The organism is Streptomyces sp. NPDC028419, assembly GCF_055565515.1.
In genome coordinates this window covers 135,325-146,832 of the sequence record NZ_JBVHUE010000024.1, presented here as the reverse complement: position 1 = coordinate 146,832, position 11,508 = coordinate 135,325, and the positions used below count along the sequence as shown (strand labels likewise).

At 75.3% G+C, this 11,508-nt stretch carries 12 protein-coding genes; 4 read left to right on the top strand and 8 right to left on the bottom strand.

The features are described from left to right. Positions 1-277 precede the first annotated feature (277 nt). Positions 278-595 (bottom strand): hypothetical protein, encoded by a 318-nt coding sequence (locus ACZ4UB_RS26565; RefSeq protein ID WP_468073805.1) that lies wholly within the window; start codon positions 593-595, stop codon positions 278-280. A 270-nt stretch (positions 596-865) separates the two neighbouring features. On the opposite strand from ACZ4UB_RS26565, the gene ACZ4UB_RS26560 reads away from it, so the two are divergent. Beyond that, positions 866-1,336, top strand: a complete 471-nt coding sequence (locus ACZ4UB_RS26560) for a cupin domain-containing protein (RefSeq protein ID WP_468073803.1) — start codon at positions 866-868, stop codon at positions 1,334-1,336. A gap of 167 nt (positions 1,337-1,503) precedes the next feature. Continuing rightward, entirely contained in the window at positions 1,504-2,769 is a 1,266-nt protein-coding gene (locus tag ACZ4UB_RS26555) for an FAD-dependent oxidoreductase (RefSeq protein WP_468073801.1), read from the top strand. A 33-nt stretch (positions 2,770-2,802) separates the two neighbouring features. Here the strand turns inward: ACZ4UB_RS26555 and ACZ4UB_RS26550 are convergent, their stop codons facing one another. The 7 genes from ACZ4UB_RS26550 to ACZ4UB_RS26520 form a co-directional block, all read right to left on the bottom strand. Further along, the gene (locus ACZ4UB_RS26550) at positions 2,803-3,789 is read right to left on the bottom strand and encodes an ABC transporter substrate-binding protein (RefSeq protein WP_468073799.1); all 987 of its coding nucleotides are present in this window, start codon (positions 3,787-3,789) and stop codon (positions 2,803-2,805) included. Between the two features lie 92 nt (positions 3,790-3,881). Beyond that, the gene (locus ACZ4UB_RS26545; protein WP_468073797.1) at positions 3,882-4,793 is read right to left on the bottom strand and encodes an ABC transporter permease; all 912 of its coding nucleotides are present in this window, start codon (positions 4,791-4,793) and stop codon (positions 3,882-3,884) included. After that, on the bottom strand, positions 4,790-5,686 hold the full coding sequence (locus ACZ4UB_RS26540) for an ABC transporter ATP-binding protein (protein WP_468073795.1): 897 nt from the start codon (positions 5,684-5,686) through the stop codon (positions 4,790-4,792). The genes ACZ4UB_RS26545 and ACZ4UB_RS26540 overlap by 4 nt, the downstream gene beginning before the upstream one ends. A gap of 115 nt (positions 5,687-5,801) precedes the next feature. Beyond that, complete coding sequence (locus tag ACZ4UB_RS26535; protein WP_468073793.1) at positions 5,802-6,638, bottom strand: hypothetical protein; 837 nt, start codon at positions 6,636-6,638, stop codon at positions 5,802-5,804. Beyond that, positions 6,635-7,528, bottom strand: coding sequence for a sigma-70 family RNA polymerase sigma factor (locus tag ACZ4UB_RS26530; RefSeq protein ID WP_468073791.1), 894 nt, complete (start codon positions 7,526-7,528; stop codon positions 6,635-6,637). Before ACZ4UB_RS26530 ends, ACZ4UB_RS26535 begins: the two co-directional genes overlap by 4 nt. Beyond that, positions 7,525-7,743: a hypothetical protein gene (locus ACZ4UB_RS26525; RefSeq protein WP_468073789.1), complete on the bottom strand. Its 219-nt coding sequence runs from the start codon at positions 7,741-7,743 to the stop codon at positions 7,525-7,527. Before ACZ4UB_RS26525 ends, ACZ4UB_RS26530 begins: the two co-directional genes overlap by 4 nt. Before the next feature lie 513 nt (positions 7,744-8,256). Next, positions 8,257-8,823, bottom strand: a complete 567-nt coding sequence (locus tag ACZ4UB_RS26520; protein WP_468073787.1) for a phospholipase A2 — start codon at positions 8,821-8,823, stop codon at positions 8,257-8,259. A gap of 180 nt (positions 8,824-9,003) precedes the next feature. On the opposite strand from ACZ4UB_RS26520, the gene ACZ4UB_RS26515 reads away from it, so the two are divergent. Together ACZ4UB_RS26515 and ACZ4UB_RS26510 are read left to right on the top strand one after the other, a co-directional pair. Next, a complete protein-coding gene (locus ACZ4UB_RS26515; RefSeq protein WP_468073785.1) occupies positions 9,004-10,140 on the top strand; it encodes a sensor histidine kinase in 1,137 nt (378 codons plus the stop codon). Then, on the top strand, positions 10,137-11,279 hold the full coding sequence (locus ACZ4UB_RS26510; protein ID WP_468073783.1) for a hypothetical protein: 1,143 nt from the start codon (positions 10,137-10,139) through the stop codon (positions 11,277-11,279). Before ACZ4UB_RS26515 ends, ACZ4UB_RS26510 begins: the two co-directional genes overlap by 4 nt. Positions 11,280-11,508: the final 229 nt, after the last annotated feature.

Sequence of the window (11,508 nt, the reverse complement as noted above, 5' to 3'; positions counted from 1 at the left end):
GGTGTTTTTCCCCCCCCCCCCCCCACCCCCCCCCCCATCCCCCCCCCCCCCCCCCCCCCCCCTCCCCCCCCCCCCCCCCCCGGCGGGGGGGGCGGGCCGCGCCGGGCGTCTCGGGGCTCCGCCCCGAACCCCGCTCCTCGAACGCCGGAGGGGCTTTGACCGGCCCCGCCGGGCGGGGCCGTGTCCGCCGCGCCGGCCCGGGGGGCCCTCGGCGGCTGGGACTGGATCGTCCCGCTCGCCGTCGCCACCTCGGCGCTCGCCTCGGCCCGGACGACGATCATCCCGGCCGGGTGTCGCTCGACCCGGCTGAAGGATCGCTCGACGGCCCGGGGGCCGGTGGGCGGCGGAGGGTAGCCATGAGCACGGCGACGGCCCCGAGCAGCGCGCCCAGGCCCGCGCCCACCGCACCGAGCGTTCTGACGATCTCCCACGCCGTGTTCTCCGCCGGGCGGCAGCCCGGGTCGCACACCCACGGACGGGCGCCGTCCGTCCGCGCGGCCGCGAGAGCGGACAGGCCCAGCAGCAACAGGGCGATGCCGGACCAGAACATGCTTCGGGCGGCTGCCTCGTACCGTCGCGAGCGGGTGTCGACCATGCCGGCCACGGTCCCACCCCGGAGAACGGGTCAGCAATGGTGCGGATCGAAGAAGACGGGCGCCGCGGCGACCGTCTGGGCCCCCGCTGGTCATCGCGCTGGGCCCCGGCCTCGCGGGAGGACGGCCGGGCCGGTGGTCCCGGACGACCGGTGACCTTCGGCCCTGCTGCGCGGGGCAGCCCTTCTACACGATGGAACGCGTCCGGCGGCGGCAGCCGTCCCTGCCGCCGCGCGCGGATCGTCCTGCACCGTGATCGAGGGAGAACGCCCATGCGCAAGCCGTCCCGTGTCCTAGCCGGGGCGGCCGCCGCCGTCACGGTCGTCCTGACCGCCACGGGAGCCACGGCATCCGCCGGGGCGCCCGGCGCGGGGCCCGCTCCCGTGGTGAAGGAGATCGCGCAGGGCCGGCAGGACACCCCCGTCAACGTGTCCGTGAAGGATCCGGTGCAGGTCAACTTCCGCGAGATCACCCTGCCGCCGGGCGGCAGTACCGGCCGGCACTGCCACTACGGGCAGTTGATCGGCGTCGTGAAGTCCGGAACGCTGACCCACTACGCGCCCGTCCATCCCGGTAGGGTGCACGTCTACCGCGCCGGCGACTCCGTCGTCGAGGACAGCGGGTACGTCCACGAAGGCCGCAACGAGGGGAGCGAGGACATGGTCCTGTGGGTCACCTACGTCACCCCCGAGGGCAAGCCCCTGGCCGAGAGCGACCTCGCGCACTGCGGCACCGGCAGCTGATCCCGGAGCGGAAGCCTTCTTTCGGCGACGCGGAGTGTCCCTTGGGCGAGTTCGCCGGACCCGCGGGCCGCGGACGATGGGAACACCAGGCGGTCCGGGCCGTCGGGGCGGGATCGCCCGGGCCCCGGCCCCGGCCGCGGCCCCGATGAGAAAGCGATACCGCCACCGTGCACAGCACCCCCCTGCCCACCGAGGAGTTCGACGTCGTCGTGGTCGGCGGTGGATCGGCGGGCGTGGCCGCGGCGTTGGGCGCCGCCCGGGCCGGTGCCCGCACCCGGCTGATCGAGGCGTACGGCTTCCTCGGCGGCGCCGCCACCGCTTCCGGCGTGGCCATCTACTGCGGGTTCACCGACCAGCGCCGCGAGCGCGTGGTGGCGGGCGTCGGCGCCGGCATCCTGCGCCGCCTGCACGCGGCGGGCGGCTCCCGGGACTCCGGCTTCCCCTGGTCCGGGAACAGCTTCGTGCTGCTCGACGTGGAGCTCACCAAGGCGGTCCTGGACGAGGAACTCGCCGCCTCCGCCGTCGACGTACGGCTGCACAGCCGGGTGGTCGCCGCCCGCAGCGCGGGCGGGCGGGTGCGCGAGGTGGAGGTCGCCGATCCGGCCGGCCGCCACCGGGTCCGGGCCCGGTCCTTCGTCGACGCGAGCGGCTGCGGCTCCTTCTCGGCCCTGGCCGGGGCCGCAGTCGTGGTGGCTCCCGTCCCGGCCCGCCAGACCAGCACCCTGGTCAGCCGGATCGGCGGGGTCCACCCGGACGCGGACCTCTCCCGGGAGGGCACCGCGGCCGCGATCGCGGCGCACAACGCGGTGACCGGCCGCACGTTGCCCCGGGACCGGGGCGTGCTCGCCCGGTTGCCGGTGACGGGAGAGGTGCTCTCCCTGCTGGTCGACGAGCACGTCGACACCCTCGACCCGGTGGCGCTGACCCGGGCCGAGACCGGGGCCCGCCGGCAGGCCCGGGACTACCTCGACGCCCTGCGGGCGGGTCTGGCGGGTTGGTCGGGGGCGTACCTGGTGGCGACCGGCCCCCACCTGGGCATCCGCGAGGGCCGCCGGATCGCCGCCCGCGAGGTGGTCACGGGGGACGACGTGCGCTCGGCCCGCAAGCGCCCGCATCAGTCCATCGCGCGCTGCGGCTGGCCGATCGAGGACCACGAGGGGCCGGGGGTGACCCGCTACGAGCCCATCGAGGGCCGCGGCTGGTACGACATCCCCTACGGGGCGATCTGTTCGGTGGACCGGGAGAACCTCTGGGCCGCCGGGCGGCTGACCGGGTCCGACGACGACGCCTTCACCTCCTTGCGGGTCATGGGCACCGCCTTCGCCACGGGCCACGCGGCGGGCGTCGCCGCGGCCCTCGCCGCCCGGGGCGGCCGGGCCCACGACCTCCCCGCGATCCGCGCGGAACTCCTGCGCCAGGACGCCCTGGTCTGATCCGTACCGCCCGCGGCCCCGGCCCCGACGTGCTCAGCCGGTCGTCTTCGCGACGAGCCGCTCCGGGGGGAGGGGGGCGGAGTCGAGCAGGCCCGCGGTGTCGTAGGCGCGCTGTTGGGCGGTGAGCTGGTCGGCGTCGGGGGCCAGGTCGGGGGTCCACTGGTAGGGCGGGGTGGCGCGCAGGACCTCGATGCTCTGGCCGGTGGCCCGGGACAGGGCGGCCAGGACCTCCTCGCTCTTCGCGCCGTCGCCCTGGAGGTCGGCCGCCGCCCGGCGCAGGGCGGCCAGGAACTTCGCGGCCCCGGGGGTCCCGTCGAATGCGGAACCCAGGACCAGTCCGCTCGCGGTGGTGCCGCGCGGCGGGACGGCGAGGGCCTTGGCGGTGCCGTCCGCCTCCATGGCGGTGGTGAAGGGGGCCGGTGCCATGGCCGCGTCGACCCCGCCGTTCGCCAGGGCGTTCTTCATGTCCGGGATGGCGACGTTGACGACGGTGACGTCCTTGACCGTCAGCCCGGCCGAGCGCAGGGTCGCGTCGAGCTGGTAGCCGCCGGCCGCTCCCCCGCCGCCCGCCACGGCCACCTTGCGTCCGCGCAGGTCCTCGGGCCGGGCCAGTTCCCCGGAGTCCGCCAGCCGCCGGGACACTTCGAGGGTGGTGGGCGAGGGGTGCGCGCCGGTGGAGCCGCCCATGGAGGCGGCCACCTTCACCCCGACCCCCTTGGCCATGGCGTTGAACAGCCCGGCCGAGAAGCCCGCGGCGACCGCGTCGACCTTCCCGGTGCCCGCCAGCGGCACGGCGTCCTGGCCCGTCTTGACCTTGTTCAGCTCGACGGCGAGGCCGGCGTCCTTGAAGTACCCCTTGGCCTCGGCCACGTAGAGCGGGGCGAAGAGGGTGGAGGGGACGTGGGCCACCTTGACGGGTACGGGGCCCGCGGCGGCGGGGCTGGCGCGCTGGCAGGCGGCGGTGGCCGCGAGGAGGGCGGTGACGGTGGTGAGGGCGAGGAGGGGCAGACCGCGGCGCATGGTGAATCGTTCCTTCTCAAGGTGAGGTCGAGCGTGAGGGTCACGTCGGGGGTCGAGGTCGGGGCCGGGGTCGCGGCCAGGGCCGGGGCGGGTCACGCGGCGCCGCGCTCCTGCCCGCGGCGCCAGGGCATCGCCACCCGCTCGGCCAGGGCGAGCAGGGCCGACAACGCCGTACCGAGCACCGCGACCGCGATGATCCCGGCGTACATCCGCTCGGGCTGGAAGAGGGTCCAGGAGTTCCAGATCAGGAACCCCAGCCCGCTCTCGGAGGCGACGAACTCGACGGCCACCACCACGACCACCCCGAGCCCGGCCGCGGTCCGCAGCCCGGTCAGCACCGCCGGGCAGGCTCCCGGCAGCAGCACCAGGCGCAGCAGCCGCGGCCCCCGGGCCCCGTAGGCGCGGGCGGTCTCCAGGGCGCGCGGGTCGATCTGGCGCACCCCGGCGGTGGTGTTGATCTGGAGGACGAAGAAGACGGTGATCGCGACGGACAGCACCTTGGGCGTCTCGGTCAGCCCGAAGACGAGCAGCAGCAGCGGCAGCGTGGCGATCTTCGGTACGGAGTACAGCGCGGCGAACAACGGCCCGAGCGCGGCCCTGGTGTGCCGGGAGGCCCCCATCGCGAGGCCCACCAGTACGCCCGCCAGCGCGCCCAGCGCGTAACCGGGCAGCAGCCGGGCGAGGGTGGCCCCCAGGTGCGCGCCGAGTTCGCCGCTGCCGAGCAGGTCCGCCAGCCGGAGCGCGATCTTCGAGGGTGCGGGGAAGAGCAGGGGGTCCACCGCGCCGAGCCGGGCCGCGGACTCCCAGCCCAGCAGCAGGGCGGCCGGTACACCGGCCCCCAGGGCCAGGGCCACGGCGGACTCGCGACGGCTGCGGCGCACCGCGGCCCGGGCGGCGGCGGCCGCGGCGGCGGGCGGGGCGGCGGGCGGGGCGGCGGGCGGGGCGGCGGGCGGGGCGGCGGGCGGGGCGGCGGGCGGGGCGGGGCGGGGCTCTGGCGGGTTCACCGGTGGCCGCCTTCCCGCGCCGGGGTGGCCCGCAGGGCCTCCCAGATCCGGGCCCGCAGCCGGGCGAAGGCGGCGGAGTCCTCCACGTCGGGGGTGCGCGGCCGGGGGAAGGGCACCGTGAGGGAGTCGATCAGGGTGCCGGGCCGCGGGGACATCACCAGCACCCGGTCGCCGAGGAGCAGCGCCTCGTCGAGGGAATGGGTGACCAGGACGACGGTCTTGCGCTCCTCCTGCCACAGCTCCAGCAGGTGCTCGCGCATCAGCCGCCGGGTCTGCGGGTCGAGGGAGCCGAAGGGTTCGTCCATCAGCAGGACGGGGCTGCCGGTGGCGAAGGCCCGGACCATCGCGAGGCGCTGGCGCATGCCGCCGGAGAGCTGGTGCGGGTAGGCGTCGGCGAAGTCGGCGAGCCCGGCCCGGGCCAGCCAGGGGTCCGCGGCCCGTTCGGCGGGGCGCCTGCGCATGCCGGACATGCGCAGGCCGAAGGCCGCGTTGGACCGTACGGTCAGCCAGGGCAGTACGCCGAAGTCCTGGAAGACGAAGGCGACGTCCGGACGATCGCCCGGACTCCGACTCCGACTCCGACTCGGCCCCGGACCCGGACCCGGACCCGGGCCCGGGCCCGTCCCGCCCCGCGCGACCGTCGTGACGCTGCCGGCGGAGGGCGCGAGCAGACCGCCGAGCAGGCGCAACAGGGTCGACTTCCCGCAGCCCGAGGGCCCGACGACGCAGACGAACTCGCCGTCGCGCACGCTCAGGCTGACCCCGTCGAGGGCGTGCAGGACGCCGCCGCCGGGGGCGGCGAAGTACTGGTCCACGCGGTCCGCCGCGAGAACGGCCGGGGGTGGCGGGGACGGTGGACGCGGCGGGGTCGGGGTGGCGGGAGAGGTGGTCACCGGAACAAGCCAACCGGGAACGGACCCGTGGTTTCGTCCGCCCTTCGGCCCCTCCTGGGGTCCGAAAGAGGACAAGGCCGGGTGGGGTGCGCGCGCCCCACCCGGCCCGGTCCGCTCAGCGGGTGGCGGTCTCGCCCAGGGGGTGCAGGCCCCGCGTGCGGACGACCGGGGGCAGGGCGGTGGCCGGGGCGTGGCGGGGTCGGGGCGCCAGCAGGGCGCCGATGCGGGCGGCGAATCCGGGGCCCGGCATGGGGAGGTCCATGTCGGGCTCGCGGAGGTAGCCGGTGGCCACCGCCGTGGGCATGAAGTCCATCAGCTCGATCACCGCGGCCGAGCGGTGCCGGGCCATCTGCTGGGCGAGGCGGTGGAGCACGCGCAGGATCGTGGCCGTGGAGGGGCTGGTGATCCGCTCGTCGGGCTCGGCCGCGCCCGCGCCCGCGGCCCCGTCGAGCGGGGTCGCTTGGACGTCGTCGGTCTGCCGGAGCCACCACTGGGCCGCATCGGCCTCGCCGAGGGACAGGTGGTGCAGGTAGAGGCAGTAGGCGGCGGTCGCCTGCCCGGCGCCCGCGGCGTACTGCCACCAGAACCGGGCCCCGTCGTCGGCTTCCGTCAGCTGGAGCACGCAGGCCAGCACCAGGGCGCTGCGCGGCTCGGGCACCTGGTCGGTGACGAACTTGGTGACGGTGACGGCCGGGGTGTGGCTGACCAGCGTCTCGCACAGGGCCCGCAGGTTCTCGGCGGCCACGGCGGGGGTGGTGTCGGTCGGCGGGAGGGCGTGCGCGCGCGGGCGGAGGTGGGGTTGGAGGTGGGCTTGGACTTGGACTTGGACTTGGGCTTGGACTTGGACTTGGGCTTGGGCTTGGGAGCAGGGGTGGGTGCGGACGACGTCCCGGGGTACGGTGCGCTCGCGCACCAGCAGCGCCCGGGCCAGGATCGCTTCGACGGCTGTCATTCGATGGGGCCTTCACTCTCGGGCGGCGGGAAGAGGATGCGGCGGGCGTGACGTTCGTCTGAGCGCACCATCGGCGGCGGGACGCCGAGCAGGGCGGAGGTCTCCTCGGCGGTGTTGCCGCACAGGTGGCGCAGCACCATGACGTCCTGGAGGTTGGCGGGCAGTCGGCCGATGGCCCGGAACAGCTCCAGGCTCTCGGCCAGTTGCTCGGCGGGGTCGGTCGAGCGGGTCAGGCGGCGCACGGCGACGGTGTCGAAGGCGGCGGGGACCAGCTCGGGCCAGCCGTCCAGGTGCGGGGTCTTGGCCATCACGGTGGCCCGCAGGATCTTCCAGGCGTAGCGGCGGATGTCGGGGCTGGCCAGGGCGCTGTTCCAGGACAGCCAGAGGATGTCGAAGGTGTCGTCGACGGCCGCGTCGCGGGGGCCGTCGGGGAGGAACGCCTGGGCGTAGCGGCGGTAGCCGCCCTCCACGGTCTGGCGGAAGGGTTCGTGTTCCACGGGCGGGTTGGGTTGCGGGGCGGTCAGGGCCGACTTGTCGCTGCACCGCTGGACCCACTCGTAGGTCTTCTGCGCGTCCAGGGCCGCCTGGCGCCAGAGCCGGTACAAGGGGATGAGCGGCATGTCGAGCTCGGCGGAGAGGCGGCCGATGACCTCCCACCGCGGGTACAGGCCCAGGCCCCGCAGGAGTTCGGAGAGTTTCGACTTGGCCAGCGGGACGCGCAGGCCGAGCTCGCTGAGGGTCAGGCCGCTGGCGAGGTACTGGTCGCGTGCGTGCTCCAGCCATGCGCGGTGGGAGCTGCCGACGGTGTCGGCTATCGGGCCGAGCTTGCGGCCGGGGCGCGCGGGGACCGGCTGGGGAGCCGGGAGCTTCGATTCGGAGGGCGTGGTCACGGGGTGTCGCCCTCCCCGTCGGGGACCGCCGCCACCCGGTGGCCGGACGCCGCGGCGCTCCGCGATCGGGCCGCCTGGAAGACCTGCTGCACCGTGAGGCCCAGGGCCGGTGCGAGGGTGGCGATCGCGGCGCTCTGGCCCATGGCGGTCATCGCCACGCTCCAACCGAGCACCATCAACAGCGCGACGATGAAAACGATGTACTTCTTCGGCATTGGTCGTCCTCGACTTCGTTGGGAGTCGGCCTCATGACCCGTCCGGCCATCCGGGGCCGGGCGACGGGTGTCCTCAACGACCGGGTGCCGGCCGGCCGTTGGGGAGGCTCAGCATGGACCGCCGACCCTCCGTAACGCCACGTGATCATGGATTTACGGAACAATGCCGATCACGGAGTGACGCGGGGCTGAACGCGGATGACCGTTCCGGTGCTGGTCGAGGGCACAAGCGCGTGCCTCCGGGAGAAGTTCCCGGATTGCCTTGCAATCCCGGCGCCGACCCCCGTCAATGGGTGCAGGGCACCGTTGGTGTCGGCCTTCCATCCGGAAGCAGCCCGCTCCCGTGCCGAGAACAACAGGGGGCGCGCTGAACCGTTCCCGCCCGGCCGCTGTTGGAGGCCGGGCGGGAACGGAGCGCGTCGGAGCCGGAGCACGTCGAAGCGCTGGACGAACATATAGCTCACCCGACCGACAGCGTTGCCCGCCGCCGACGGTTCGTCAGGCCTCCGGCCGTCAGGCGACGGACGGTTTCATCGAGATCCTGATGTCGTGCAGCCTCCAGGGGATCTCGCCGAAGACGCGCACACCCCGGTAGTACAGCTCGGCCATGTCGTCGCACGCCGCATTGGACTTCATCGCGGTGCAGGAGGCGTGCATGTCGTTGCGGAACCATTGGTCGCAGGTGGCCCGGTCCGCCCAGCGGAACTTGTAGCAGCCGTCGTGGTGCTTGCAGGCGTGGTGGAAGTCGAAGCGCCCGGTGAGGGAGCCGTACGCCGCGAAGGGCGGCTTGCCGTACAAGACCCTGATGGTGTGGAGTCCCGCGTCGGGGACGTCCGTGCAGCCGTCGGTGTCCCAGTACTCGCCGCCCTCGTTGTACGGGGTGGCGTTGACGCCGGGGCGGGTGGTCGCCGAGGCCGTGGACGCGGGGACCAGGAGCAGGACCCCGCCGCCGAGCACCGCGGTGGCGGCGGCGACCAGCCGCCGGCGGACGGCGCCGCCCCGGGGCCGGCGGTGCGCGGGGGGCCGTCGGTGCGGCTGCGGCTGCGGATTCGAGTGCACGTGCGGGTGCGGAGTGGACATGGTGCCTTCCTCGTCGCAGGGGCGAGCGGGGACCGGCCGGGCGGCCCGTCCCCGGACCCAACGCTAGGGAAGTGGAAGCCGGTTGGGAGTCGTGCGACCGACCGACAGCACGCGGCCCGACCGACCGGCACAATCGAATCCGCGGCCCGGCACCCGGGCCGGACGGGCGAGGGAGGGCTCATGCCGGTAGCCGACAGCGCGGTCTCCCACCTCTACCTGCTCGGCCACCGCTACGTGGCGGTGATCCGGATCGCGACGGGCGTCCCGACGCTCCTCGTCGCCTCCTGGGCGGCGCCCGCCGCCCCCTCCGCCCGGGTGGCCTACGCGGCCTTGGCGCTGGCGACGGCGTGGAGCGCCGTGTACGTGCGGGCCCTGCTACGGGGGCCGGGGCCGGCGGCGACCCTGGCCGACGCCGTCGTACTGGCCGCGCTGGCCGCGAGCGCGCCGTGGACGGTGGCGCTGGACTGGCTGGAGCACGGCAGGTCCTGGCTGTTGCCGTTCCTGTCCTTCGCCTGCGTCGGCTACCAGTACTACGCCAGCCGGCTGCTCGGCGGGGCCGCGGCGCTGCTGGTGCTGTCCGGCGCCATCGTCGGCACGGCCGCGGCCCCGCCCGCGCGCGGCTCGCTCGACAGCCTGGTGACCGCGCTGTGGTCGCTCGTCGTCGCCCTGCTCGCGCGCATGCTGTGGGAACTGATGCTGCGCGGCGGCCGGTTGGCCGACGCGGCCGCCGCGGACGCCGAGGCGGCGCGCGCGGAGCAGAGCGCGAAGGCGCGGATCCGGGCCGCCCGGCGGGCCTACGACCGGACCCTGCACGACACCGCGGCCACGACCCTGCTGTGGGTCGGCTCGGGCGCCGGGGGCACCTCCCCGGCCTCGCTGGCGGCGCAAGCGGAACGCGATCTGGAACGACTGTCCTGGGCGACGGAACCCGCCCTGGAGGCGGACCTGATGCAGCGGCTGCGGGCGGCCATCGGCCTCACGCCGGTCCGGGTCGAGCTGCGGGGGCCGCGGTCGCTGCGGCTGCCCCCGCAGGTGACGGTCGCGCTGGCCGACGCCACCGGGGAGGCGCTCGTGAACGTGGCCCGGCACGCCGAGGTGGGCCACTGCTCGGTCACCGTCACGAGCGACGGATCGGGCGGGGGCGCGCGCGTCGAGGTGGCCGACGAGGGGATCGGCTTCGACCCGGCCGCCGTCGGTCCCACCCGGCGCGGGGTGCGCGCCTCCATCGTCGAACGCGTCGAGGAGGTCGGCGGCCGGGCCGACGTCCGGTCCCGGCAGGGCAGGGGAACCACCGTCAGTCTGGAGTGGCCACGATGAAGAGCTTCCACCGGGCGGGCGGGCCGGCCGGCGCCGCTCCCGCCGCCGAAGAGTTCCTGTACCACCTGCGCCTCGCCGTGCTCGGCATCTCCGCCGTCGTGCTGCTGTCGATGAGCTGGCTGCGCAACATCGACGCGTACCGGCCGCTGTGGATGCAACTCCTCGCGTACGGGCTGCTGTTGGGCATAGCCGTGGTCGAGGGGGCCTTCACGCTGCGCCGCCGGCCGTGGGGCGCCGAGCGCTGGGTCGGCGTGGTCCTGGCCCTCGGCGCGTCGGTCCTGTCCTGCGCCTCGCTGCCCGCCGGGACGCCGACGACCGCCGCGGACTGGGCCTTCGGCACCGTCGGCTGGATCGGGGTCGTGCTCCTCCTGGACCGGCCGATGGTCGAGCTGGTCCTCTTCCTGGGCGCGCACGAGGCGATCACCGCGGTGAACCTCGCCCTGTCCGGGCCCGTCGCCGAGGGCGCCGTACTGAACTTCGTCACCGGCTCCCTCGGCACGATCGGCTTCCCGCTGGCCTGCGGGGTGGCCGCCACCGCCCTGCGCCGCACCGCGCACGAGGCGGAGGCGGCCCGCCGGCGGACCGAACACATCCGGCACAGCGAACGGATCGCCGCCCGAACCGCCCAGGCGCTCCAGGACAGTTACGCCGGCCTGCTGGGCAGCGCGGGCCCCCTGCTCCGCGGGCTCGCCGACGGGACCCTCGACAGCAACGACCCGGAGGTCCAGCGGGAGTGCTGGACCGAGGCCGCCCGGATGCGCCGGCTCTTCGCGGAGACGGACGACGTACCGAACCAACTGGTGCACGAGCTGCACGAGTACGCGGACGCGGCGAAGCGGCGCCGGGTGCGGGCCGAGGTGATCAGCCACGGCACCCCGGTCGACCCGCCGCCGGAGGTCCGCCTCGCGCTCGGCAGCTTCCCGCTGCCGGCCCTGGCGAAGGCCCGGAGCTGGGCCAATGTGACCGTGGTCTTCGCCCCCGAGTTCGTCTCGGTGCAGGTGGTCGGCGACTGCGGGGAGATCGAGCTGTCGCCCCTCGGGTCCCCCGCGTGGGAGATCGCGACCGACGGCTTCCTGGACACGGACGACGACACTTTCTGGATGGAGGCACAATGGCGGACCGGCCGATCAGCGTCGTGATCGTCGACGACCACGAGGTGGTCATCGACGGGGTGCGCGGATGGTGCGAGCGGGCGGAGCCCCCGATCCACCTCGTCTCGGCGGGCAAGCAGCTCGGCCGGGTGTGGACCGGGGGGGGGGGGGGGGGGGGGGGGGGGGGGGGGGGGCGGGGGGGGGGAGGGGGGGGGGGGGGGGGGAGCCGGTCGAGGGGCTCGGGTGTTGGCCCGGAGCCCTCGGCGCGGTAAGGGTA